We start from the raw sequence: 23,366 nt of genomic DNA on the forward strand, positions 1-23,366 counted from the left end.
AGGGGCTTCCGGCTTCGCGCGGCCCGGGGCGATCATCGATGAACGGCATCCGCTATGGTGTGACCGGTATCTGTCCATCGATCCGCAGGGCCCGGTATTCGGGCGAGGAGCGGACGGTGGCGACGGTCTGCCAGATTAGACGAACGGTGTCCGGATGTTGTTGGAAGAAGCGGTGCGAGAAAATCAGGTAGTAAGGGGTGATTTGCAGCGGCGGCTCCAGTTTTTCCAGCCCGGCGCGCAAGGCGGGGTCGCTGGAGAGGGCGTGATCCGCCTCCCCCGTTTGCAGCGCCGCGCCATCGGTCCGGCCCAGCAGCAGCTTGTAAAGGATGGCGGTGGCGCTGCGGGAGCTGTTGTCCACGTGCAGTCCCATTTGCTGCAGCTGGTCGACGACGGCGAATCCGGCCTGGGCCGCGATGCCTTTATCCGCGTGGCTGATGATGCGGCCGTCCCAGCGCAGATTGCTGCCCTTGAGGCGGTACAGGCTGTAGCTGTCGGTCATCATCCGCAGCGCTGGATCCGGCTGGCCGTCCTGCATCGGAAAGGCGCCCAGCTGCAGCCGTTCCGGTGTGAAGCGTATCTTGTACAGGCCATCTATACGGCCGTCCTGGACTTCGTGCATGCAGCGCAGCCATGGCATCGGCTTGGTATCGATGACGATGCCTAGCTTGCGACCTACCATCCGCATCATGCTTTGGTTCAGGCCATTGCCGTCGTTCAGCAGCCAGGGATAGGACTCGGTGTCCTCGTGGCAGAGTGTCAGCGTGAGCGGCTGGGCCGCCGCCGGCAACGCCAGCAGGCAGCCCAGCAGGCAGGACGCGCAGTTCGGTAGCATCGGTGTCTCCTGTGGAGAGGGCTGGCTTGAGTATAGGAAGCCAGCCGGTCGTGCCCACCGTCTGGCGCTCAGGCCTTCTTGACGAACTCCGACTTCAGGCCCATCGCGCCTATGCCGTCTATCTTGCAATCGATGTCGTGGTCGCCGTCGACCAGGCGGATATTCTTCACCTTGGTGCCGACCTTGACCACCAGCGACGAGCCCTTGACCTTCAGATCCTTGATCACGGTGACGCTGTCCCCGTCCTGCAGCACGTTGCCGACGGCGTCGCGCACCACGCGCTGTTCCTCCGCCGGCGCGGCGGCATCGCCCGACCATTCGTGCGCGCACTCCGGGCAGACCAGCATCGCGCCGTCCTGATAAGTGTATTCGGATCCGCATTGCGGGCAGGCGGGCAATTGGCTCATGGTATTTCCTGACGAATTGAAAATGAAAACGACCGCCGGACTGCGTTTGGCGCCCAGGCGGCGGCCGTATTGTAACCCTACTCGCGCCAGGGCCGCTGGTCGGCGCATTGCTTGAGCGGAATCCGGGGGCGCGGTAAAAAAAACGGCGCGTCTCCCGGGGGAGGCGCGCCTGTCGGTTTGCGCAGTCGCTTTATTGTGCGGCCGAAGCGCCGGTCTTCATGCCGGCAGGCTCGGAAGCCGCGGCCTTGCGCTCGGCCGCCGGGGCGGAGCTGTCGCCGCCCGGGCTGCCCATCAGCTCGTCCAGGTTCAGGTTGTCGGCCGGCTGGGTCGGGTCCGGCTGGCCCAGCTGCTTGGCGCGGTACTGCATATAGATGTCGCGGGTGTAGCTGTAGCGGTCCACCGCTGCGGTCTCTAGCAGATTGTCGGCGCCGGTGCCCAGCAGCTTGGCGCGGGTGCTGACGCCGTACAGGCCGTAGAAGACGATGGCGCCGTTGCGGTCGTGATGATAGATGGCCTTTTCCGGTCCCGGCACCGCCAGCGAGACGGCGAGGCCGCTGCCGTCGCGGACGGTGGACGGACCGAAGAAGGGCACCACGAAGTAGTTGCTGTTCTTCCAGCCCCAGGAGGCCAGCGTGTCGCCCAGCGTGGTCTTGTTGTTCTTCAGACCGGCCTGGTCGGCGATGTCGATCAGGCCGAACAGGCCGAAGCTGGTGTTGATCGCCACCCGCATGAAGTCGTTGGCGGCCTTTTCCGGCTCGGCGCGCATCAGGTTGAACGCGAAGCTGTAGACGTCCTTCAGATTGTCGAAGAAGTTGCCGACGCCGGTGCGGACCGGGGACGGCACCACCGTCTGGTAGCCTTCGGCCAGCGGCTTCAGCACCCATTGGTCGGCCTTGTCGTTGACCTTGAACATCGCGCGGTTGTACGGCTCGTACGGGTCGTAGGCGGTGGTCGGGTTGCTGGCGCAACCGGCCAGCAGCAGCACGGCCATCGCGGCCAGGAGTTTGGATCGCATATTATTCTCCGGACAGCAGCGGTCCCAGGTCGTACAGGCCGGCCAGCGAGGCGAGGTCCGCCGGCATGCCGGCCAGCGTCAGCCTGTGGCCGGCGGCTCGGGCGGCGCGGTGCGCGGCCAGCAGCAGCGCCAGCGCGGCCGAGTCGGCGGACTCCACGCCCGACAGGTCCAGCCGCAGCGGCCCTTGCGCGGCGAGCTGGGCCAGCGGGCGCGCCAGCGCCGCGCTGCTGTCCATGTCGATGCGGCCCAGCAGGCTGGCCGCGCCGGGGGCGGTGGTTTTCAGCATCAGCCCTTGCCCTTGGCTGCGGCCGGAGCCGGGGCGGCGTTCTTGTCCTGCAGCAGCTTGATCAGGCCATCGACGCCGTTCTTGCGGATTTCCTCGTTGAAGCTGTTGCGGTACACGGTCACCAGGCTGGCGCCCTCTACGCTGACATTGTAGATCTTCCAGCCCTTGTCGCCCTTGTACAGCACATAGTCGACGGCGACCGGATTGGTGTTGCCGGGCAGCGTCACGCCGGATTTGACGGTGGCGTCGCGGCCGTTGGCGCCGGTCACCGGGTTGGGCTGGACGTTAACCTGGGCGGTCTTGAAGCGGATCATCGTCGACGAGTAGGTGCGCACCAGCAGCGTCTGGAATTGCTGGGTCAGCTCCTGACGCTGTTCCGGCGTCGCCTGGCGCCAGCCCAGGCCGACCGCCAGCGCGGTCATGCGGGGGAAGTCGAACAGCGGCACCGCGACGGCCTCGGCCTGCTGGCGCACCTGCTTGGTGTTCTTGCCGTTGTCCTGTTTCAGGATGTCCAGCACCTGGCGGGAGCCGTCCTTGATGATGTCGACCGGATTGTCGGCGGCGGCCAGCGCCTGGGTGGAGGACAGGCCCAGCATCAGGCAGAACAGGGTGAGCAGTTTCTTCATTTTCTAGATTCCAATTCACAAGTCGGGCGGCTGCTTGCCGCATGGAGGGTTGGCCCCGTTTGCGACGCTTATTTGCTTGCGTCTTTGCCGGTGAAACCGGTCATGAATTTGCCGATCAGCTGTTCCAGTACCATCGCGGACGAGGTGATGGTGATGGTGCCGCCGGCCGCCAGATTGGTCTCCGAACCGCCCTGCTGCAGGCCGATGTACTGCTCGCCCAGCAGGCCGGAGGTCAGGATGGACGCGCTGACGTCGTCGCTGAGCTGGTATTGCTTGTCGATATTCATCGCGACGCGGGCGCGGTAGGTTTTCGGATCGAGGCGGATGTCGGCGACGCGGCCGACCACCACGCCGGCTTCCTTGACCGGCGCCTTCGCCTTCAGGCCGCCGACATTGTCGAAGTCGGCGTAGACGACATAGGTCTGCGACGCGCTCTGCGGCGTCAGATTGGCCACTTTCAGCGACAGGAAGGCGACGGCGGCGATGCCCAGGGCGACAAAGATGCCGACCCACAAATCAATGGTAGAGCGTTTCATTCGGTTTTTTCCTAGAACATGAAGGCGGTCAGCACGAAGTCCAGCGCCAGTATCGCCAGCGCCGAGGTGACCACGGTGCGGGTGGTGGCGGCCGACACGCCGGCGGCGGTCGGCGTGGCGTCGTAGCCTTCGAACACGGCGATCAGCGTGACGGCGACGCCGAACACCAGGCTCTTGACGATGCCGTTGATCACGTCGTAGTGCAGATCGACATTGCCCTGCATCTGCGACCAGAACGTGCCGGCGTCCAGGCCTATCATCACGACGCCGACCAGGTAGCCGCCGAACACGCCGACGACGTTGAACAGCGCGGCCAGTATCGGCATCGAGATCACGCCGGCCCAGAAGCGCGGCGCGATGACGCGGGCGATCGGGTCGACGGCCATCACGCTCATCGCGTCCAGCTGCTCGGTGGTCTTCATCAGGCCGATCTCGGCGGTCATCGCGCTGCCGGCGCGGCTGGCGAACAACAGCGCCGCCAGCACCGGACCGAGCTCGCGCAGCAGCGCCAGCGCCACCATCGCGCCCAGCGCGTCGGCGGAGCCGAACTTGACCAGCGTGGTGTAGCCCTGCAGGCCCAGCACCATGCCGACGAACAGGCCGGAGACGACGATGATGATCAGCGACATCACGCCGGCGAAGTACATCTCGCGTATCGTCAGCTGCAGCCTGAGCAGGCTCTGGCCGCTGTTGGCCAGGATGGCCAGCAGGAAGCGGCTGGCGAAGCCCAGCCGCCAGACCGCGTTGATGGTGGCGTGGCCGAGGCGGCGCAACGGCGAGGTGATCAGGTCAAGCATGCGCGCCTCCTTGCAGGCCGAGGTCGTCGGCCAGCGTGGTCGCCGCCGGATAACTGTAATGGACCGGGCCGTCCGCCTCGCCGTTGACGAACTGGCGCACCCACGGCGAATCCGATTGGCGCACCTCGTCCGGCGAGCCCTGGGCGATCACCTGGCCGCCGGCGACGAAGAGCACGTGGTCGACGATCTCCAGCGATTTGTGCACGTCGTGGGTCACCATCACCGCGGTGGTGCCGAGCGCGTCGTTCAGCTTCTTGATCAGCAGCGCGATCACGCCGAGCGAGATCGGGTCCAGGCCGGTGAACGGCTCGTCGTACAACATCAGCTGCGGATCGAGCGCGATCGCGCGCGCCAGCGCGACGCGGCGCGCCATGCCGCCGGACAGTTCGGCCGGCATCAGCTGCTGGGTGCCGCGCAGGCCGACCGCCTCGAGCTTCATCGCGACCAGGTCGCGCACCATGTCTTCCGGCAGCTTGGTGTGTTCGCGCAAGGGGAAGGCGACGTTGTCGGCGACGTTGAGGTCGGTGAACAGCGCGCCGAACTGGAACAGCATGCCCATGCGGCGGCGGTGCTGGTACAGCTCGGTCTTGCTCATCCGGCCGAGATCCTTGCCGTCTATCAGCACTTCGCCGGACTGCGGGCGGATCTGGCCGGAGATCAGCCTGAGCAGCGTGGTCTTGCCGCTGCCGCTGCCGCCCATGACGGCGACCAGCTTGCCTCGCGGCACGCCGAGGGTAAGATTTTTCAGGATGGGCCGATCGCCGTAGGCGAAACTGACGTTCCTGAATTCGATGAAATTGTCTGAGGACACGAACATTCCAAACGGCTTGCAGGGGGAGTCCGTTGTCGGACTCCGGTGAGACGGCGAAATTCAACCGAGTTCACCGTCGCGGCGGAGCGGGGCCGTGGCTGCGGTGAGGAGGCGCCGCCATCATTCGGGAAGGTGGCGCGTTCTTGTCTCGGATAGCTGGATTTTATAGCGTCGGGGATATTACGCCAAATCTCGCTATGTTACGGCGTGCAAAATGAGCCATTATTTATGCCTTCGGCATTAAATAATGGTAGGAGTGTTGCCATAATGGCACACCGGCCGCGACGAAACCCGTCGCCGCGGCCGGCGGGGAGGCGGCGTCGGTCCGACGCCCGCTGTCTCCGGCGCTTACACGCCGCGCAGCAGCTCGTTGATGCTGGTCTTGCTGCGGGTCTGCGCGTCCACCTTCTTGACGATGACGGCGCAGTACAGGCTGTGGCTGCCGTCCTTCGACGGCAGGTTGCCGGACACCACCACCGAGCCCGGCGGCACGCGGCCGTACATCACTTCGCCGGTCTCGCGGTCGTAGATCTTGGTCGACTGGCCGATGTAGACGCCCATCGAGATCACCGAGCCCTCGCCGACGATCACGCCCTCGACGATTTCCGAGCGCGCGCCGATGAAGCAGTTGTCCTCGATGATGGTTGGGTTGGCCTGCAGCGGCTCCAGCACGCCGCCGATGCCGACGCCGCCGGACAGGTGGACGTTCTTGCCGATCTGCGCGCAGGAGCCGACGGTGGCCCAGGTGTCGACCATCGCCCCCTCGTCGACATAGGCGCCGATATTGACGTAGGACGGCATCAACACGGTGTTCTTGGCGATGAAGCTGCCCTTGCGCGCGACCGCGCCCGGCACCACGCGGAAGCCGGCTTCCTGGAAGCGGGCCTGGTTCCAGTCGGCGAACTTGGTGTCCACCTTGTCGAAGTAGCGGTTGACGCCGTCGTCCTGCACCGCGTTGTCGCGGATGCGGAAGGACAGCAGCACGGCTTTCTTCACCCACTGGTTGACCACCCAGTCGCCGCCCTGCTTCTCGGCGACGCGCAGGCGGCCGGCGTCCAGCTCGGCGATCACCTGTTCGATGGCGGCCTTCAGTTCCGGCGATACGGTGGCGGGGGTGATTTCGGCGCGGTTCTCGAACGCCTGTTCGATCAGGCTCTGGATCGGATGCATCTGGTTCAGTCCTTTGGCAATGTGAATCGAAGTCGTCATCTAAAATTCTGTCCGGTATCGGTTGGAGCGGGAATTCAGGCCGGAAGCGCCGGCTGGCGGCTGCGGCAGAATTCTACAATTCTTTCGGCGGCGTCCACGCATTCGGCCGCCTCGGCCACCAGCGCGATGCGGATGTAGCCTCGGCCGGGATTGGCGCCGCCGGCGTCGCGTGCGAGGAAGCTGCCCGGCAGCACCGTCACGTGCTGCGCGGCGAACAGTTCGCGGGCGAAGGCCACGTCGTCGTCGCCCGGCACCCTGGCCCACAGATAGAAGCCGGCATCCGGCATCGCGACGTCCAGCACCGGCGAGAGCAGCGGCAGCACCGCGGCGAATTTGGCGGCGTAGGCGGCCCGGTTGGCCTCGACGTGGGCCTCGTCGTCCCAGGCGGCCCGGCTGGCCGCCTGCACCGTCAGGCTCATCGCGCTGCCGTGGTAGGTGCGGTACAGCAGAAAGTCCTTCAGCACCGCCGCGTCGCCGGCGACGAAGCCGGAGCGCATGCCGGGCACATTGGAGCGCTTGGACAGGCTGGTCAGCATCACCAGCCGGTCCAGGCCCCGGCCGAGCGCGCGGGCGGCGGACAGGCCGCCCAGCGGCGGGGCGTCGAAATAGATCTCGGAATAGCATTCGTCGCTGGCGATGACGAAGCCGTGGCGGTCCGACAAGGCGAACAGCCTGGCCCAGTCGGCGAGACCCATCACCGCGCCGGTCGGATTGCCGGGGCTGCAGACGATGACCAGCTGCGCGCGGCGCCAGATCGCGTCGGGCACCGCGTCCCAGTCTGGCTGGAAGCCGCGGCCGGCTTCGCAGTTGACGTAGTGGGGCTCGGCGCCGGCCAGCAGTGCCGCGCCCTCGTAAATCTGGTAAAAGGGATTCGGAGACACCACCACCGGTTTGACCTCGCCGCTCGCATCTATCAGGCACTGGGTCAGCGAGAACAGCGCCTCGCGGCTGCCGTTGACCGGCAGCACCTCGCGATCCGGGTCCAGCGACACGCCGTAGCGGCGCCCGGCCCAGTCGGCGCAGGCGCGGCGCAGCGCCGGCGTGCCCTGTGTCGCCGGATAGCCGGACAGGCCGTCGAGATTGGCGCACAGCGCGTCCTTCACCCGCTGCGGCGCCGGATGCTTGGGCTCGCCCATCGCCAGGCTGACGTGGGACAGCGCGGCCGGCGGCGCGGCGTCGGCCAGCAGCGCGGCCAGGCGCTGGAACGGATACGGGTGCAAGTGGGCCAGGCGCGGATTCAAGGCGGGCGTCTCCATTGATCAATCACAATCGACCATCTTAAAACAGCCATGGCACCTGTAAAACAAAAAATCGTCGCCACCTCGGGCATCCTGACCACCGCGCTGGTGTGGGGACTGATGTGGTACCCGTTCCGCAGCCTGAACAGTCAGGGCGTCAGCGTGGCGATGGCCTCGCTGGCCACCTATCTGGTCACCATCGCTGTGGGACTGGCGGTGTTCTTCAATCTGTACCGCCGGCAGTTCCGCTTCGAGCCGGTGCTGTTGCTGCTGACGCTGGTGTTCGGCTGGTGCAATTACAGCTACACGCTGGCGGTGGCCGAGGGACAGGTGATGCGGGTGCTGCTGCTGTTCTATCTGTCGCCGCTGTGGACGGTGCTGCTGTCGCGCTTGCTGCTGCACGAGCGGCTGACCCGGAGCGGTTGGCTGGTGGTGGGGCTGTCGCTGCTGGGCTGCGTCGTCTTCATCTACCGGCCCGGCCTGTTCAACGGCGGTCTGCCGCTGACCCACCGTTACGAGTGGCTGGCGCTGTCCGGCGGCATGGCCTTCGCCTTCGGCAATGTGATCAGTCGCCGGGCGCACGCGATTCCGGTGCCGGTGAAGTCGGCGTCGATCTGGTTCGGCGTCGCGCTGATCGGCGCGTTCAGCCTGTTCCAGAGCGGCGAATTGCACAAGATGCTGAGCATCCCGGCCGACAGCTGGCTGGTGCTGGCCATACTCGGCGTGGTGCTGTTGTGCACCAGCGTGGTGTCGCAGCACGGCCTGTCGATACTGCCGGCGACGCAGGCGATGACGCTGATGCTGATGGAGCTGGTGTTCGCCGCGATTTCCGCCTATCTGCTGGCCGGCGAGGCGATGACGGCGCAGGAGTGCCTGGGCGGCGCCCTGATCGCCGGCGCCAGCCTGCTGTCCGGCCAGATGACGCAGCCGGCGCCGCCGAAGCCGCAACCGATACCGTAGAGACTCAGGAAGCAAGATGCAGATCAGACCGATGCAGCCGCGCGATTTCGCGGCATTCTGGCCGGTGTTCCGCGCGGTGGTGTCCGCCCGCGAGACCTATGCCTTCGATCCGGACATGGACGAGGAGGCGGCGCGCAGGCTGTGGTGCGAGGCGCCGCTGGAGACCTGGCTGGCCGAGGAGGATGGCGAGCTGCTGGGCAGCTATTTCCTCAAGGCCAACGCCGCCGGACCCGGCGGCCACGTCGGCAATTGCGGCTATATGGTGGCCGAGGCGGCGCGCGGCCGCGGCGTGGCCCGCGCGCTGTGCGAGCACTCGCAGCAACGCGCAAGGGAACGCGGCTTCCTGGCGCTGCAGTTCAACAGCGTGGTGGCCACCAATGAGGCGGCGGTGGCGCTGTGGCAGAAGCTGGGTTTCGACGTCGTCGGCCGCTTGCCGCGCGCCTACCGCCACGCGGTCCACGGGCTGGTCGACTGCCTGGTGATGTACAAATGGCTGGGCGAGGCGGACAGGCCGGCGATGCCCGAGCCGGTCAAGCTGATAGGCCGCAAGAACATCGAGGCGACGGTGTCGCGGCGGCGCAAGCGGGATTGATGGCAGCAAGCCGCCCCGCGGCGGGAGCCGGCGGGGCGGGAACGGGCGGCTTACAGATTGTCCAGGTACTGCTGCAGCGCCCGGATATTGTTGTCGTAGGCGGCCGGGGTGCCCAGTTCGACGCCGCCGCTGCGCACATAGTAGGCGAACGCCACGCCGCGGGTGTCGAAGAAGGGCAGGAAGTCGTCCGGCTGCAGCGTCGTGCCGTTCAGGCCGATTGCCCAATTATTGGCCTTGTAATGGTTCAACTGCGTGATCGCGCCGTGGACGGCGATGCCTTCGGCGCTGCGGATCAGGCCGATATAGTGGTTCAGCGTGTCGATGTTGATCTGGTAGGCCGACGGCTCGCCGACGCTGACGCCCTGGGCGCGGACATAGTAGGCGAACGGCAGCTGGCGCTCGGTGAAGAAGGCCAGGAAGCTGTCCGGCGCCAGGTTGTCGCCGTTCAGGCCGATCGCCCAGTTTTTCGACTGGTATTCCTTCAGTTGTTTGATGACGCCGTTGGCGGCCTCGATTGCCTGCTTGGCGGGAACGTTGACTGCGGTGCTGTGTGCCATGTCGTTTACTCCTGCGTTGGGGTTGGTCAACAGCAGAAGGCGGGGCGGTGGAATGGCGTGCTCATCGCGGGTCTCCATGGCCGGGTCGGCGCCGCAGGGGCGGCGGAAAGTGGGACCAGCCTACCGCTGGCGGCCGCGTCTTGGTACTGTGATGTCGGACAGCCGATTTATGACGGGAAATGTCCTATAAATGCAGGTATATCGATGCATTTGTCTGCAAGATTTCGTATTTGCAAAGCTGTTTTCCCGATAAGGCGGAAGTGAAGGCGTCCGCCGCGGGCATGCGGCGGCGTTCGTCAGGCGGCAGGAGACGGCGGAGGGCCGCCGGCGGCGCGGGATGCGCCTGCCGGCATTGCCGAGAGCGGGAGCGCGCTCAGTAGTGCGGCGGGATGTCGTCGCGCAGCGAGCCGCCGGGGGCGTCGTCGGGCTGCGCGCTCCTGAACTGCTGGTACAGCAGGCGGATCTGTTGCTGCAGCAGGTCGATTTCCCGCTGCTGGCGCGCGACGGTGTCGTTCAGCGCGTCCAGCAGCTCGTCCTGGAAGGCGAGGCGCACTTCCAGCGCCTCGACGCGGTTTTCGGTGTCGGTATTCATGCCGGCCATTCTACAGCACCATCGCCGCGATCCAGCCGGCCGTCATCAGCGGCAGGTTGAAATGCAGGAAGGTCGGGATCACCGTGTCGCGCAGGTGGTCGTGCTGGCCGTCCAGATTCAGGCCGGAGGTCGGACCCATCGTCGAGTCGGACGCCGGCGATCCGGCGTCGCCCAGGGCGCCGGCGGTGCCGATGATGGACACGGTGGCCAGCGGTGAAAAGCCCAGGTGGGCGCACAGCGGCACGTAGATGGCGGTCAGTATCGGCACGGTGGAGAAGGACGAGCCTATGCCTAGCGTCACCGTCATGCCGATCACCAGCATCGCCAGCGCCGCCAGCGGCTTCTGGCCGTCGAACATCGCCGCGCCGGCCTTGACCAGCGGGGCGATCTCGCCGGTGGCGCGCAACACCTCGGCGAAGCCTTGGGCGGTGATCATCGTGAAGCCCACCATCGCCATCATCTTCATGCCCTCGTTGAACACGCCGTCGGCGTCCTTCCACTTGACCACGCCGGCGGCGAGGAAGAGCAGGAAGCCGGACAGCGCGCCCATGATCATCGAGTCGGTGTACAGCTGCACCGAGAACGCGGCGACGATGGCGGCGAAGGCGGTGGCCAGCGATTTGCGGCTGACGCGGGCGCGGGTGCGTTCGGCGTTTTCGATCTTGCCCAGCGAATAGCGGCGTGGCCTGCGATAGCTGACGAATACCGCAGACAGCAGGCCGACCACCATGCCCAGCGCCGGAATCGCCATCGCGCGCATCACGTTGATGCCCGAGATGTCCATGCCGGCCTTGGCGGCGTTGCCGAGCAGGATCTGCTTCAGGTAGATGTCGCCGAAGCCGACCGGGAACACCATGTACGGCGTCACCAGGCCGAAGGTGATCACGCAGGCCACCAGCCGGCGGTCCAGCTGCAGCCGCGCCATCACGTAGAGCAGCGGCGGGATCAGCATAGGGATGAAGGCGATGTGTATCGGCACCAGATTCTGGCTGGCGACGCTGACGCAGCCGAGCAGCACGATCAGCGTCCATTTCAGTTTGCGGTGGGCGCTGGCGTGCTCCAGCTTCTGCACCGCCAGGTCGGCCATCGCGTGCGGCAGGCCGGACTTGGCGATGGCGACGGCGAAGGCGCCCAGCAAGGCGTAGGACAGCGCCACGGAGGCGCCGCCGGTGATGCCCTGGTTGAAGGCGGCGAGGGTGGCGGGCAGCGACAGCCCGCCGGCGAGGCCGCCGACCAGGGCGCCGATCAGCAGGCTGATGACGACGTGGGTGCGCAGCAGGGTCAGGGTGAGCATCGTGCCCACGGCTAGTACAACGGCATTCATTTGTATAGACAAATCAGTGGCTTATGCGCGCTCGCGCGGGCCGGGCAGGGTAGCCGTTTTTGCCGGCCCTGTCGAGGGTGGGCCGCGGTGCCGGCGCTTTTATATCTAAAAGATATGGCAATAAAATTTCATATTCCTATGGGAAATTAAGAACAGCCTTTACAGTCAAGTCATCACCTGAATCCGCGCGACACGGCAAGGAGGCAAGATGGAAGCGCTGCTGGTAGGGGCCGACAGCCTGGGCAATATTCCGGAAGTCCTGCGGCAGTACGACATCCGCATCGCCCGCCACATTTGCGGCCGCAATGTCGCGCATCAGCGCCGGGTGCCGCTGCCCGGGCGGCCGGACCTGCTGATCCTGCTGACCGATTTTCTCGGCCATAACGTGATGCGGCATTACCGCGACCGCGCCGCCGCGCTGGGCATACCGGTGCTGGCCTGCCGCCGTTCCGCCACCGCCGTCGAGCAACGGCTGCTTCACCACGGCTGGAGGCCGCTGTCATGATCTTTTCCGGCAACGAAAACTGGCTGGCCTGGCTGCTGGGCCGCACCGCGCTGCAGGCGCCGCCCAAGGTGGAATGGCGCCGCGCCGCGCCGCCGGCGGCCTTTCACAAACGCTGAAACCGGATGGCGGCGCTGGTTCCCCGGCCGCCTATCTGAGAAACTCCCTGCCATTGTCGGCGTCCAAACGGCTTGTCCGCCGCGGTGGACGCTTTATTGTTTCGAAACAGGGAACCGCGTGATGTCAGTCTTTTCCGTTGAATTCAAGGTGCGCGACTACGAGTGCGACATGCAGGGCATCGTCAACAACGGCGTGTATTTCAATTATCTGGAACATGCCCGGCACGAGTTCCTGCTGGCGAAAGGCGTAGACTTCGCCGCGCTGGCGCGGGACCAGATCCATCTGGTGGTGGTGCGTTCCGAGATGGACTACAAGGCCTCGCTGACCAGCGGCGACCAGTTCGTCGTCACCGTCGCCTTCGAGCAGGTGTCGCGTGCGCGCTTCGGTTTCCGCCAGATGGTGATACGCCAGTCCGACGGCAGGGTGGCGCTGGAGGGCTTGGTGATAGGCACTGCCCTCAACGAGCGGGGCCGGCCGTCCATTCCGGCGGGCTTCGTCGAAAAGCTGACCGCCTAGGCCTACTCCGCCAGCGTCTCCGGCCGTATGCCCCACTGCTCGCGCAGAAAGGCCTGTCCGGCCGGCGTGACGCGCAGTGCGCGGCTGTCCGGCCGCCGCTCCACCCAGTTCCGTTGCAGGAATTCCCTGCATAGCGCCGCGCCGAGCGCGCCGGCCAGATGCGGCCGTCGCTCGCTCCAGTCCAGGCAGGCCCGCGCCAATGGCCGCTTGCCGCCGGCCGGCGCTTCCACTCCCAGCGTCGCGGCGAACCAGCCGCGTCCCGCCGCCGTCACCGCGAACTGCCTGTCGTCATCCAGCAATAGCAATCCGTTTTCCAGCATCGCGTCGGCGATGGCGATGCCGAGCCGGCCCGCCAGGTGGTCGTAGCAGGTGCGCGCCAGCCTCAGGGCCGGCGCCACCCGGCTGGCTGCGCGCGGTCGGGCCAGATCATGGCCGTGGGCCGCCGCGCTCAGCGCTTCCAGCGCCTGGGCGATGGCGGCGTCGGCCAGCAGGTAATAGCGGTGGCGGCCATGCTGCTCGACCTTGACCGCGCCGCCTTGCAGCAGCTTGGCCAGATGGTTGCTGGCGGCCTGGGCGCTGAGGCCGGCGTGCTGAGCCAGCTCGCTGGCCGGGTAGCTGCGGCCATCCAGCATCAATAGCAGCATCAGCGCGCGTCCGGGGTCGGCCAGCAGGCTGGCCAGGCGGCTGATGTCGGGGAGATTGGCGGCGATCATGGTTCACTCCAGCGTGAAACATCTTGGCGGATGGCTGGCTACGATACGGCTATCCGAACGACATGCCAAGGAGTTTCGCCATGCGGGACCTGCTGGATTATCTACACACTTATTTCCTCAGCGAGTCGCAGCTGCTGTTCCGCTGCGGCCTGGCGCCCGAGCGGCTGGCGCTGCTTCAGCGGGAAGGCCGCGCGCCCTTGCCTTCCTATCGATTGCGCTGCGCCGGCGTCGTCGCGTCCTATTTCGGCGAGCACGGACTGGATGGCGAGCTGGCCTGGTATCCGCAGGCGATGGCCGAGTGGTTGATCGCGGCCGACCATGCCGACGCCACCGCGCTGCGGGCCCGCTTCGAACGGCATTATCGGACCGAGCTGGCGCGTCTGGCGGAGCAGGGCTTGGCGAAGGCCGAGCCGACCGGCGACCTGGACGAGGAATGGGCGCATTTCCTGGCCGGCACCTACGGCGTCTGCACCCGACACGGCTGGGTCGAGCAGATCGCCGCCAAGGGCGCGATGGTCGCCCTGATCGACCGGCTGACCGAACGGCAGACCAGGCGGATGCTGCCGGCGTCGGAGCTGGTCTTGCTGCGCCGCGCGGTGGCGCTGCTGGACGAGACGAGCGCCCGCTTCGCCCCGCACGAGCGCGCGGCCAGCTCCCGCGCGCGCTGCGTCGACGGCGTGCGGCGGCAGTACCTGGGAGACGGAGCGTGAGCGCCTGGCCGGAGCACGCGCTGGCCGCCGCCGGCCATCCTGATCCTTATCCTTATTACCGCGCCTTGGCGCGGGAGGGCTGGCGGCGCGACGAGGCGCTGGGTTTATGGATGGCCGCCTCGCGCCGGGCGGTGGCGGCGGTGCTGGGCAGCTCCGTCTGCCGGGTGCGGCCGGCATCGGCGCCGGTGCCGGCCGCCATCGCGGCATCGCCGTTGGGCGAGGTTTTCGGCCGCTGGCTGCGGATGAACGACGGCGAGGCGCATGCCGGTCTGCGCGCGGCGGTGGCGGCGAGCCTGGCGGCCTTGTCTCTGGGCGAGGCGACGGACGCCGCCCGGCGGTTGGCGCGCACCTTTTTGGCGACGGATGCCGTCGACGGCCGCCGCCTGGATGATCTGGTCGATTTCTTGCCGGTCGCCACGTTGGCTGCGCTGCTGGGCTGGCCGGAGGCCGCGCTGGCGGATGCGGCGGAAGGGATCGCGCGGGTGTGCCGGGCCTTGTCGGCCGACGCCGACGATGCGGCGCGGGAACGAGGCGCGGAGGCCTGCCTGGCATTGACGGCCGAGCTGACCGGCTTGCCGGCGACGGGCTGGCTCAGGCGCTGGCGCGCCGAGTTCGCCGGTCTCGACGACGCCGTCTTGTGCGCCAATCTGCTCGGCGTCCTGTTCCAGAGCCGCGACGCCGGCGCCGGGCTGTTGTCGGCCGGCATCGCCTGGCGCTGCCTGGGCGAATGGGATCACGGCTATCCCGCCGAGTGGCGCGCGCGCCTGCTGCAAGATCCGGTGCTGCACCACACCCGGCGCTTCGTCGAAGAGGATGTGGTTCTGGCCGGCCAGCCGCTGCGGGCCGGCGACCAGGTGCTGGTGTTGCTGGCCGCCGCCGCGCATGACCCGGCGGCTGAAGCATGCATGGACTTCGGCCGCGGCCGGCATGGCTGTCCGGGCGAGGCGCTGGCCTTGGCCACCGCACACGGTGCGCTGGACGCGTTGGAGGCATGCCGTCCGGATTGGCGGGCCTTGGGCGGCGGCATCGTTTTTCAGGGGCCGCCGAATGTCAGAATGCGCCGTTTCGGCGCCGGAGAAAGCAAATGATCGCAGTGATTTTCGAAGTGACGCTGGCCGATGACGGACGAGACGGCTATCTGCAATGGGCGGCGCGCCTGGCGGAGGAACTGCCCAAGATCGACGGTTTCGTGTCGATCGAGCGTTTCCAGAGCCTGGGTCGGCCGGACAAGCTGTTGTCGCTGTCGTTCTGGCGGGACGAGGCGGCGGTGGCGGCCTGGCGCAATCTGGAATCGCACCGGATGGCGCAGGCCGCCGGCCGGGGGAGGCTGTTCGCCGACTACCGGCTGCGGGTGGTCGAGGTGAGGCGCGATTACGGCATGGCCGACAGGGCGCAGGCGCCGGACGACAGCCGCGCCGCGCACTCAGGCTGACAGCGCCTTGATCACGTAGAGGTCGAAGCGGGTGGACTTGCCGTCCAGCACCGCCGACGGCTTCACGCCGGCGATGGCCGCGCCCAGACGCGGCCGCTTCACCACCACCCGCACCCTGGCGGCGGCGATCGCGGCGGCCAGCAGCTCGGCGCTGTCCATGTCGTCGCCTATCACGTGCTGAAAGGCCTGCATGTCCTTTTTGGCGGCGGCGGACTTCTTGTCGGTGTCGGGGAACATCGGATCGACGAAGACCACGTCGGGCCGTTGCGCCTCGTCGAGGCCGGCCAGCCAGTCGCGCGAGTTGGCGTGCACCAGCGTCATCCGCTCGGCGATGTCGCGGGTAGCCTCGTCGCGGAGAGCGCGCTCCAGCGCGTCGGCCAGCAGTGCGGCCGCCACCGGCGAGCGTTCCACCATCGTCACCCGGCAGCCCAGCGTGGCCAGCACGAAACTGTCGCGGCCCAGGCCGGCGGTGGCGTCGACCACATGCGGCAATGCCTTCGCGCCCTTCAGCCCCACCGCCTTGGCCACCGGCTGGCCGCGGCCGCCGCCCTGTTCGCGGCGGTGGCGCGCCGCGCCCTCGACGAATTCGGCGTAAACCGCGCCGTGCTTGCCGGTGGTCAGCAGCTCCAGCCGCTCGCCGTTCAGCTGCAGCCAGTAGCCGTTCGTCGGCTGCTGCCGGATCAGCGGCAGGGCGAAGCGTTCGCTCAGGCGGCGGGCGGTATCGAGGCGGGCGGGTTCGGCGCAGTAAAGCGGAGTGGCGGTCATAGGCGGTCCTTGCAAGCTGTTGCGCACGATACGGGATGCGCCGCCGCACCGCAAGCCGGCGGAGTCGACGGGGATGATTACGTAGTTTTATCTAAAAATCATTTACCTATGTGACATGTTCTTATGCCGCTGATTAGTCTATCCATCTAATAGGATCGTCTTCGTGGTGTCGCTGTCGGCAGCGGCCGGAGGCTGGCGGGAGAGCAGCATGAAGTGGTGGAAATCGACGGACCGGGAAACGGCCGGGAAGGCCGCGCGTCCGGCCGGACGTTTGTTGTTGCAGGCGCTGGAGCCCAGAATGATGTTCGACGGCGCGGTGGCCGCCGCCGTTCATGCGGAACAGCATGTCGGCGTGATGCATGATGTCGCGGCGGCCGTCGCGCAGCAGCGGCATGGCGAGGCCAGTCCGGCCGGCGCCAACACCGGCAATGCGGCCGGCGCCGCCCACCTCCCGCCGGCCATGGTCGGCGACGCGCTGCGGGCGCTCGCGCCGCGCATCGGCGCGAGCGCCGCCCCGCAGGTGGTGTTCGTCGAGTCCGACGTCGCCAACTACCGGAGCCTGATCGCCCAGCTGCCGTCCGATTACCAGGTGGTGGTCCTGGACAGCGGCAAGGACGGTCTGAGCCAGATCGCCGAGTGGGCGCAGACCCATAGCGGCTACGGCGCCATCCACATCGTCTCCCACGGCCAGGAAAACGATCTGCAGCTCGGCACCGCCGAGTTGAGCACCGCCAATGTCGGCAGCCGTCAGGCCGAGCTGGCCGCCATCGGCAGGGCGCTTCGGCCCGGCGGAGACATCCTGCTCTACGGCTGCGACGTCGCCGAGGGCAGCGACGGCGCGGCGCTGGTCAACGCGATCGCGCGCGAAAGCGGCCGGGTGACGGCCGGTTCCACCGATCCCACCGGCGCCGCCGGCCTGGGCGGGGACTGGACGCTGGAATACAGTACCGGCCTGCTGCACGCGGCGGCGCTGGATCTGCCCGGCTACAACGGCCTGCTGACCCGGCCGACCTCCGGCACCACCGCCTTCGACACGCTGGACGGTTCCACCACGGTGATCCCGACAGGGCAAACCTCGCTGACGGTGAGCAACTTCCTCGGCTGGAATTTCACGATGCAGATGAATTCCGCCAGCGATGGCCAGAACGAGATGATCATCGTCGAGAAGGACGGCTCCAGCTCGGTGGAAACGGTGGACGCGCTCAGCGACGGCAGCAAGCAGATCACGTATTTCTCGGTCAAGCCCAACGACGGCAGCCTGTTCACGCTCAATTCCATCAGCGTGGTACTGGATGGCTACAATTCCAGCTTTTCCGGCGGCACGCTGGTGCTGCAGGGCTATTTGAACGGTTCCCTGGTCAGCGGCGCCACGCTGAGCCAGAACGTGTCCGACATCGACAACAACGGCTCGGTGGTGACCTTCAATGTGTCCAGCAACAGCGCTTTCCAGGGCATAGACTCGTTCCGCGTCGTGCCCTCCACCGGCAACAACGTCACCGGCCTGATCGGCATCGGCGCGATCAACGCCACCAACTTCCACTTTCCGGGGCCGACGCTGACCGCCAGCGGCGGCAGCAGCGCCTACAGTTCCGGCACCGGCAGCGCGGTGGCGGTGGACAGCGGCGTCACGCTCAGCGACACCGCCGCCTCGACGCAGACCAGCGCCACGGTGTCGATCACCGGCAACTTCCACAGCGGCGAGGACGTGCTGGCGTTCACCAACAACGGCAGCACGATGGGCAATATCAGCGCCAGCTACAACAGCGGCACCGGGGTGCTGACGCTGACGTCCAGCGGCTCCACCGCCACCAACGCGCAATGGCAGGCCGCGCTGGAGGCGGTGACCTATCAGGACAGCTCGCTGACGCCCAATACCAGCAGCCGCACCATCAGCTTCGCCATCACCGACGCCAGCAGCAATACCAGCTCGACGGTGACCAAGACCGTCACCGTGGCCGCCGACGCGGCGCCGGTGATAGGCAATCTGAACGGCGACAGCAATACCTATTACGCCGGCAACGGCGCCGTGCATCTGGACACCGGCACCGCGGCCACCGTCACCGACAGCGACACCACCAGCCTCAACGGCGGCAATGTGACGGTGCACATCTCGGCCAACGGCCAGAGCGCCGAGGACGCGCTGGGCATCGATACCAGCGGCACGATCACGCTGTCCAGCGGCACCAGCGTCGGCAGCACGGTATCGGTGGGCGGCGTCGCCATCGGCACCATCACCAGCAGCGGCGACGGCGTCAGCGGGCACGATCTGATCGTCACCTTGAACAGCAACGCCACCGCCAGCCGGGTGACCACCTTGGTGGACGCGCTGACCTATAACGACACCGCCTCCGGCATACCCAATACCTCCACCCGCACGATACAGGTGACGGTCAACGACGGCCGCGGCGGCACCAGCAGCGCCGCCAGCGTGACGATGGCGGTCAGCGCCGCGCCGCTGCTGTCCGCCAGCAGCGGCAGCGCCGCCTTCACCGCCGGCGACAACGCCACCTCCACGCCGGTGGCGGTGGACGGCGGCATCACCGTCACCGACAACGCCAGCCCGACGCTGGCCAGCGGCACCGTGTCCATCACCGGCAACTTCCACAGCGGCGAGGACGTGCTGGCCTTCAGCAACACCAATTCCACCACCTACGGCAATATCGTCGCCAGCTACAACAGCGGCACCGGGGTGCTGACGCTGACGTCCAGCGGCGGCACCGCCACGCTGGCGCAGTGGCAGGCCGCCTTGCGCGCGGTCACCTACACCGACAGCGCGGTGACGCCGAACAGCTCCACCCGCACGATCAGCTTCCAGGTGGCCGACGGCAACAGCAACGCCAGCAGCGCGGCGACGCGGACGGTGACGGTGGCCGACACCGACCAGACGCCGATCGCCACCGCCAGCAGCGGCAGCACCGCCTTCACCGCCGGCAACAACACCACGTCGACGCCGGTGGTGGTGGACGGCGGCATCACCGTGTCCGACCTCGACAACACCACGCTGGCGAGCGCGGCGGTATCCATCACCGGCAATTTCCAGAGCGGCGAGGATGCGCTGAGTTTCACCAACACCAGCTCCGCCACCTACGGCAACATCACCGCCAGCTACAACAGCGGCACCGGCGTGCTGACGCTGAGCTCCAGCGGCGCGACGGCGACCATCGCGCAGTGGCAGGCGGCGCTGAGGGCGGTCAAGTACACCGACAGCGCGGTGACGCCGAACACCGCCACCCGCACCATCAGCTTCGTCGTCAACGACGGCAGCAAGAACAGCGCGGCGGCGACCAAGACCGTGACGGTGGCCGACACCGACCAGACCCCCATCGTCACCGCCAGCAGCGGCAGCGCGGCCTTCACCGCCGGCAACAACGTCACCTCGACGCCGGTGACGGTGGACGGCGGCTTCACCGTGTCCGACCTCGACAACAGCACGCTGGCGAGCGCGACGGTGTCCATCACCGGCAACTTCCATAGCGGCGAGGACGTGCTGGCCTTCAGCAACACCAGCGCGTCCACCTACGGCAACATCACCGCCAGCTACAACAGCGGCACCGGGGTGCTGACGCTGACGTCCAGCGGCGCGACGGCCACCGTCGCCCAGTGGCAGGCGGCGCTGCGCGCCATCACCTACACCGACACGGCGATCACGCCCAACAACGCGACCCGCACCATCAGCTTCACCGTCAACGACGGCCAGCAGAACAGCGCGGCGGCGACGCGTACGGTGACGGTGGCCGACACCGACCAGACGCCGATCGCCACGGTGTCCGGCGCCAGCGGCAGCTACACCATCAGCGGCACGCCGACGCCGGTGGCGGTGGACAGCGGCATCACCGTGTCCGACCGCGACAACACCACGCTGGCGTCGGCGACGGTATCGATCACCGGCAACTTCCACAGCAGCGAGGACGTGCTGGCCTTCACCAACACCAGCTCGTCCACCTTCGGCAACATCGTCGCCAGCTACAACAGCGGCACCGGCGTGCTGACGCTGACGTCCAGCGGCGCGACGGCGACGGTGGCGCAATGGCAGGCGGCGCTGCAGGCGGTGACGTACAACGACACCGCCGGCTCGCCCAGCACCGCCACCCGCACCATCAGCTTCACGGTCAACGACGGCACCGTCAGCAGCGCGACCGTCACCCGCAACATCGCCATCCAGCTGCCGACGCCGGCGGTCAGCGGACTGACGGCGGGTACCGATACCGGCAGCAGCAGTTCGGACGGCATCACCGGCGATAACACTCCGACCGTGCAGGGCACCGCCGTCGCCAGCAGCACCGTCACCATCTATGTGGACGGCGTCAGCGTCGGCACCACCACGGCGAATGGCAGCGGCGCCTGGAGCTACAACTTCGTCTCCAGCCTGGCGGATGGCAGTCACGCGATCACCGCGATGGCGAGCAGCGGCGGCGTCAACAGCGGTCTGTCGTCCGCTTACGCCGTCGTCATCGACACCTCGGCGCCGGCGGCGCCGGCCGGCGTCGCGCTGACCTCGGCCACCGACACCGGCAGCAGCAGTTCGGACGGCAAGACCAGCGACAACACGCCGACGGTGCAGGGCACGGCCGAGGCGAACAGCACGGTGACGGTGTATGTCGACGGGACGGCGGTGGGCACGACCACCGCCGACGGCAGCGGCGCCTGGACCTACAATATTTCCAGCAGCTTGGCCGACGGCAGCCACAGCATCCGCGCGACGGCGACCGACGCCGCCGGCAATGTCGGCAGCCAGTCGACGGTATACAACATCACCGTCGACACCGCGGCGCCGGCGGCGCCGACCGGCCTGGTGCTGAGCGCGGCCAGCGACACCGGGTCCAGCCACAGCGACGGCGTCACCGACAACAACCAGCCGACGGTGCAGGGCACGGCCGAGGCGGGCAGCACGGTGACGGTCTACGTCGACGGCACGGCGGTGGGCACGACCACCGCCGACGGCAGCGGGGCGTGGAGCTACAACCTGACGAGTCCGCTGGCCGACGGCAACCACAGCATACGGGCGACGGCGACCGACGCCGCCGGCAATGTCGGCGGCCAGTCGGCCGCTTACAACATCACCGTCGACACCGCGGCGCCGGCGGCGCCGACCGGCCTGGCGCTGAGCGCGGCCAGCGACACCGGGTCCAGCCACAGCGACGGCATCACCGACAACAACCAGCCGACGGTGCAGGGCACGGCCGAGGCGAACAGCACGGTGACGGTCTATATCGACGGCACGGCGGTGGGCACGACCACCGCCGACGGCAGCGGCGCCTGGAGCTACAACCTGGCGAGTCCGCTGGCCGACGGCAACCACAGCATACGGGCGACGGCGACCGACGCCGCCGGCAATGTCGGCGGCCAGTCGATCGGCTACAACATCACCGTCGACACCGCGGCGCCGGCGGCGCCGACCGGCCTGGCGCTGAGCGCGGCGACCGACACCGGCGTCAGCCACAGCGACGGCGTCACCGACAACAACAGGCCGACGGTCACCGGCAGCGCCGCGGCCGGCAGCACGGTGACGGTGTATGTCGACGGGACGGCGGTGGGCACGACCACTGCCGACGGCAGCGGCGTCTGGAGCTACAGCCTGGCCAGTCCGCTGGCCGACGGCAACCACAGCATCCGGGCGACGGCGACCGACATCGCCGGCAATGTCGGCGGCCAGTCGACCGGCTACAACATCACCGTCGACACCACGGCGCCGCAAGCCAGCATCAGCGCGACCGGTCCGTTGAATACGACCGCCAGCACCTTGTCCTACCAGATCACGTTCAGCAAGCCGGTGGCCTCGTTCACCGCGGCCAGCCTGGACCTGGTCGCCACCGGCAGCGCCCACGGCACGATAGCCGGCGTGACCGCGGTCAACGCCACCAGCTACGTGGTCCAGCTGACCGGCGTCGGGGGCGACGGCTCGCTGTCGCTGACGATCAAGGGCGGCGCGGTCAGCGATCGGGCCGGCAATCCGCTGGCCGGCCAGACGACCGCGCCGTCGTACCAGGTCGGCGGCCAGCAGATGACGACCAATAATGTCGTGACGCCGGCCGCGCCCGCCGCGCCGGCGTCGGTGGCCAGCGCGATCCAGCTGCCGGCCATCACGCCCAATATCGTGCTGGCCGCGGTCAGCGGCACGCCGACGGTGAGCATGGGCAGCGAGCGCGCGGACAATGCGGCGCAGAACGTGCTGTCCGATGCCGAGCATGCCGGCAGCGGGATCTCCGCGACTTCTCCGGGCGTCAACGGCGCGGACAACGTCAACGGCAGCGCGCCTTCCTTCGTCAGCAGCACCGCCAGCAATCCGACCGTCGCCTTGCAGGTGAACCCGGATCTGGGTGTGCGTCCGCTGGCGGTCGGACAGTCGTTCACCGTCGCACTGCCGCCGGCCACCATCATCAGCCGCGAGTCATCGGCCAATCTGAGCATCGTCGCGCGCCAGAGCAACGGCCAGCCGCTGCCGGCCTGGCTGAAGTTCGATCCGACGACCGGTCGTTTCACCGGGCAGGCGCCGGCGGGATGGAACAAGCCGGTTTCGATAGACATCCGGGTGCAGGACAAGAGCGGCCACCATGGAAACAGCCATATCCAGCTGAATTTCGGCAAACGGCAGCCGACGACGACGCAAGCCCGCAAGGCAGCGCCGCCGGCCGCCGGCAAGCTGGCGCTCAACCGACAGTTCGAGCACCACGGCCAGGGCGGCTTTCTGCAGCGACTGGCCGCGCTGCTGGGGGAGGATAAGCAGGCTTAGCTTCGCGGCGGGCCGCGGCAAACAGGCATCAACGGGAATGGCCCAGACCAACCGATAACGCTCAAGGGGGCAGCAAGATGCAATCCGATTTTCAGT

At 67.6% G+C, this 23,366-nt stretch carries 23 protein-coding genes; 8 read left to right on the forward strand and 15 right to left on the reverse strand.

What is annotated here, in order from left to right:
* Positions 1–52: 52 nt before the first annotated feature.
* From WNM05_RS02105 to dapC, 10 genes are all read right to left on the reverse strand, one after another.
* Entirely contained in the window at positions 53–832 is a 780-nt protein-coding gene (locus tag WNM05_RS02105) for a substrate-binding periplasmic protein (protein WP_434632095.1), read from the reverse strand.
* A 68-nt stretch (positions 833–900) separates the two neighbouring features.
* Positions 901–1,239, reverse strand: a complete 339-nt coding sequence (locus tag WNM05_RS02110) for a zinc ribbon domain-containing protein YjdM (RefSeq protein ID WP_434632097.1) — start codon at positions 1,237–1,239, stop codon at positions 901–903.
* 190 nt (positions 1,240–1,429) lie between these two features.
* The gene (locus tag WNM05_RS02115; protein WP_434632099.1) at positions 1,430–2,254 is read right to left on the reverse strand and encodes an MlaA family lipoprotein; all 825 of its coding nucleotides are present in this window, start codon (positions 2,252–2,254) and stop codon (positions 1,430–1,432) included.
* A 1-nt stretch (position 2,255) separates the two neighbouring features.
* Positions 2,256–2,540: an STAS domain-containing protein gene (locus WNM05_RS02120; protein WP_434632101.1), complete on the reverse strand. Its 285-nt coding sequence runs from the start codon at positions 2,538–2,540 to the stop codon at positions 2,256–2,258.
* Positions 2,540–3,166, reverse strand: a complete 627-nt coding sequence (locus WNM05_RS02125) for an MlaC/ttg2D family ABC transporter substrate-binding protein (protein WP_434632103.1) — start codon at positions 3,164–3,166, stop codon at positions 2,540–2,542. Before WNM05_RS02125 ends, WNM05_RS02120 begins: the two co-directional genes overlap by 1 nt.
* Positions 3,167–3,234: 68 nt before the next feature.
* Complete coding sequence (gene mlaD, locus WNM05_RS02130) at positions 3,235–3,702, reverse strand: outer membrane lipid asymmetry maintenance protein MlaD (RefSeq protein WP_434632105.1); 468 nt, start codon at positions 3,700–3,702, stop codon at positions 3,235–3,237.
* An 11-nt stretch (positions 3,703–3,713) separates the two neighbouring features.
* Positions 3,714–4,499, reverse strand: a complete 786-nt coding sequence (gene mlaE, locus WNM05_RS02135) for a lipid asymmetry maintenance ABC transporter permease subunit MlaE (protein WP_101710349.1) — start codon at positions 4,497–4,499, stop codon at positions 3,714–3,716.
* On the reverse strand, positions 4,492–5,310 hold the full coding sequence (locus WNM05_RS02140; RefSeq protein WP_434632107.1) for an ABC transporter ATP-binding protein: 819 nt from the start codon (positions 5,308–5,310) through the stop codon (positions 4,492–4,494). Before WNM05_RS02140 ends, mlaE begins: the two co-directional genes overlap by 8 nt.
* A gap of 348 nt (positions 5,311–5,658) precedes the next feature.
* Positions 5,659–6,480, reverse strand: coding sequence for a 2,3,4,5-tetrahydropyridine-2,6-dicarboxylate N-succinyltransferase (gene dapD, locus WNM05_RS02145; protein WP_434635113.1), 822 nt, complete (start codon positions 6,478–6,480; stop codon positions 5,659–5,661).
* Between the two features lie 74 nt (positions 6,481–6,554).
* On the reverse strand, positions 6,555–7,760 hold the full coding sequence (dapC, locus tag WNM05_RS02150) for a succinyldiaminopimelate transaminase (RefSeq protein ID WP_434632109.1): 1,206 nt from the start codon (positions 7,758–7,760) through the stop codon (positions 6,555–6,557).
* 48 nt (positions 7,761–7,808) lie between these two features.
* Between dapC and WNM05_RS02155 the strand changes: the two genes are divergently transcribed.
* Both WNM05_RS02155 and WNM05_RS02160 read left to right on the forward strand, forming a co-directional pair.
* Complete coding sequence (locus WNM05_RS02155) at positions 7,809–8,717, forward strand: DMT family transporter (protein ID WP_434632111.1); 909 nt, start codon at positions 7,809–7,811, stop codon at positions 8,715–8,717.
* Between the two features lie 16 nt (positions 8,718–8,733).
* Positions 8,734–9,309 carry a GNAT family N-acetyltransferase gene (locus tag WNM05_RS02160; RefSeq protein ID WP_434632112.1) on the forward strand — a complete coding sequence of 192 codons (576 nt, stop codon included), beginning with the start codon at positions 8,734–8,736 and terminating at the stop codon, positions 9,307–9,309.
* A gap of 50 nt (positions 9,310–9,359) precedes the next feature.
* On the opposite strand, the gene WNM05_RS02165 is transcribed toward WNM05_RS02160, so the two are convergent.
* The 3 genes from WNM05_RS02165 to WNM05_RS02175 all read right to left on the reverse strand — a co-directional run bounded on the left by WNM05_RS02165 (position 9,360) and on the right by WNM05_RS02175 (position 11,782).
* Positions 9,360–9,866, reverse strand: coding sequence for a hypothetical protein (locus WNM05_RS02165; RefSeq protein WP_152636913.1), 507 nt, complete (start codon positions 9,864–9,866; stop codon positions 9,360–9,362).
* Between the two features lie 373 nt (positions 9,867–10,239).
* Positions 10,240–10,467: a SlyX family protein gene (locus WNM05_RS02170; protein ID WP_434632114.1), complete on the reverse strand. Its 228-nt coding sequence runs from the start codon at positions 10,465–10,467 to the stop codon at positions 10,240–10,242.
* A 1-nt stretch (position 10,468) separates the two neighbouring features.
* Entirely contained in the window at positions 10,469–11,782 is a 1,314-nt protein-coding gene (locus tag WNM05_RS02175) for a Na+/H+ antiporter family protein (protein WP_434632116.1), read from the reverse strand.
* 208 nt (positions 11,783–11,990) lie between these two features.
* Here WNM05_RS02175 and WNM05_RS02180 point away from each other — a divergent pair, with 208 nt between their 5' ends.
* Positions 11,991–12,287: a DUF2325 domain-containing protein gene (locus WNM05_RS02180; RefSeq protein ID WP_101710356.1), complete on the forward strand. Its 297-nt coding sequence runs from the start codon at positions 11,991–11,993 to the stop codon at positions 12,285–12,287.
* A 237-nt stretch (positions 12,288–12,524) separates the two neighbouring features.
* Positions 12,525–12,920: an acyl-CoA thioesterase gene (locus WNM05_RS02185; protein WP_434632118.1), complete on the forward strand. Its 396-nt coding sequence runs from the start codon at positions 12,525–12,527 to the stop codon at positions 12,918–12,920.
* Between the two features lie 2 nt (positions 12,921–12,922).
* Here WNM05_RS02185 and WNM05_RS02190 read toward each other — a convergent pair whose 3' ends face one another.
* Positions 12,923–13,633, reverse strand: coding sequence for an ArsR/SmtB family transcription factor (locus WNM05_RS02190; RefSeq protein ID WP_434632119.1), 711 nt, complete (start codon positions 13,631–13,633; stop codon positions 12,923–12,925).
* Positions 13,634–13,713: 80 nt separating this feature from the next.
* Between WNM05_RS02190 and WNM05_RS02195 the strand changes: the two genes are divergently transcribed.
* From WNM05_RS02195 to WNM05_RS02205, 3 genes are read left to right on the forward strand one after another with little or no spacing between them, the layout of a single operon-like run.
* Positions 13,714–14,343 (forward strand): DUF6058 family natural product biosynthesis protein, encoded by a 630-nt coding sequence (locus WNM05_RS02195; protein WP_434632121.1) that lies wholly within the window; start codon positions 13,714–13,716, stop codon positions 14,341–14,343.
* Positions 14,340–15,431, forward strand: a complete 1,092-nt coding sequence (locus WNM05_RS02200) for a hypothetical protein (protein ID WP_434632123.1) — start codon at positions 14,340–14,342, stop codon at positions 15,429–15,431. Before WNM05_RS02195 ends, WNM05_RS02200 begins: the two co-directional genes overlap by 4 nt.
* Entirely contained in the window at positions 15,428–15,775 is a 348-nt protein-coding gene (locus tag WNM05_RS02205; protein WP_434632125.1) for an antibiotic biosynthesis monooxygenase family protein, read from the forward strand. The genes WNM05_RS02200 and WNM05_RS02205 overlap by 4 nt, the downstream gene beginning before the upstream one ends.
* Here WNM05_RS02205 and WNM05_RS02210 read toward each other — a convergent pair.
* Entirely contained in the window at positions 15,767–16,540 is a 774-nt protein-coding gene (locus tag WNM05_RS02210) for a class I SAM-dependent methyltransferase (protein ID WP_434632127.1), read from the reverse strand. The genes WNM05_RS02205 and WNM05_RS02210 overlap by 9 nt on opposite strands.
* A 208-nt stretch (positions 16,541–16,748) precedes the next feature.
* On the opposite strand from WNM05_RS02210, the gene WNM05_RS02215 reads away from it, so the two are divergent.
* Positions 16,749–23,270, forward strand: coding sequence for an Ig-like domain-containing protein (locus WNM05_RS02215; RefSeq protein WP_434632129.1), 6,522 nt, complete (start codon positions 16,749–16,751; stop codon positions 23,268–23,270).
* Positions 23,271–23,366 lie beyond the last annotated feature (96 nt).

It is taken from the genome of Chromobacterium sp. CV08, assembly GCF_051129845.1.
Classification (GTDB): Bacteria; Pseudomonadota; Gammaproteobacteria; order Burkholderiales; family Chromobacteriaceae; genus Chromobacterium.

Coding starts and splice junctions, on each gene's coding strand:
- WNM05_RS02110 (WP_434632097.1), bottom strand. CDS start 1,239: ATGAGCCAATTGCCCGCCTGCCCGCAATGCGGATCCGAATACACTTAT.
- WNM05_RS02175 (WP_434632116.1), bottom strand. CDS start 11,782: ATGAATGCCGTTGTACTAGCCGTGGGCACGATGCTCACCCTGACCCTG.
- mlaD (WP_434632105.1), bottom strand. CDS start 3,702: ATGAAACGCTCTACCATTGATTTGTGGGTCGGCATCTTTGTCGCCCTG.
- WNM05_RS02180 (WP_101710356.1), top strand. CDS start 11,991: ATGGAAGCGCTGCTGGTAGGGGCCGACAGCCTGGGCAATATTCCGGAA.
- WNM05_RS02170 (WP_434632114.1), bottom strand. CDS start 10,467: ATGGCCGGCATGAATACCGACACCGAAAACCGCGTCGAGGCGCTGGAA.
- WNM05_RS02195 (WP_434632121.1), top strand. CDS start 13,714: ATGCGGGACCTGCTGGATTATCTACACACTTATTTCCTCAGCGAGTCG.
- mlaE (WP_101710349.1), bottom strand. CDS start 4,499: ATGCTTGACCTGATCACCTCGCCGTTGCGCCGCCTCGGCCACGCCACC.
- dapD (WP_434635113.1), bottom strand. CDS start 6,480: ATGCATCCGATCCAGAGCCTGATCGAACAGGCGTTCGAGAACCGCGCC.
- WNM05_RS02160 (WP_434632112.1), top strand. CDS start 8,734: ATGCAGATCAGACCGATGCAGCCGCGCGATTTCGCGGCATTCTGGCCG.
- WNM05_RS02115 (WP_434632099.1), bottom strand. CDS start 2,254: ATGCGATCCAAACTCCTGGCCGCGATGGCCGTGCTGCTGCTGGCCGGT.
- WNM05_RS02125 (WP_434632103.1), bottom strand. CDS start 3,166: ATGAAGAAACTGCTCACCCTGTTCTGCCTGATGCTGGGCCTGTCCTCC.
- WNM05_RS02105 (WP_434632095.1), bottom strand. CDS start 832: ATGCTACCGAACTGCGCGTCCTGCCTGCTGGGCTGCCTGCTGGCGTTG.
- WNM05_RS02215 (WP_434632129.1), top strand. CDS start 16,749: ATGAAGTGGTGGAAATCGACGGACCGGGAAACGGCCGGGAAGGCCGCG.
- WNM05_RS02165 (WP_152636913.1), bottom strand. CDS start 9,866: ATGGCACACAGCACCGCAGTCAACGTTCCCGCCAAGCAGGCAATCGAG.
- WNM05_RS02120 (WP_434632101.1), bottom strand. CDS start 2,540: ATGCTGAAAACCACCGCCCCCGGCGCGGCCAGCCTGCTGGGCCGCATC.
- WNM05_RS02155 (WP_434632111.1), top strand. CDS start 7,809: ATGGCACCTGTAAAACAAAAAATCGTCGCCACCTCGGGCATCCTGACC.
- WNM05_RS02185 (WP_434632118.1), top strand. CDS start 12,525: ATGTCAGTCTTTTCCGTTGAATTCAAGGTGCGCGACTACGAGTGCGAC.
- WNM05_RS02205 (WP_434632125.1), top strand. CDS start 15,428: ATGATCGCAGTGATTTTCGAAGTGACGCTGGCCGATGACGGACGAGAC.
- WNM05_RS02210 (WP_434632127.1), bottom strand. CDS start 16,540: ATGACCGCCACTCCGCTTTACTGCGCCGAACCCGCCCGCCTCGATACC.
- WNM05_RS02190 (WP_434632119.1), bottom strand. CDS start 13,633: ATGATCGCCGCCAATCTCCCCGACATCAGCCGCCTGGCCAGCCTGCTG.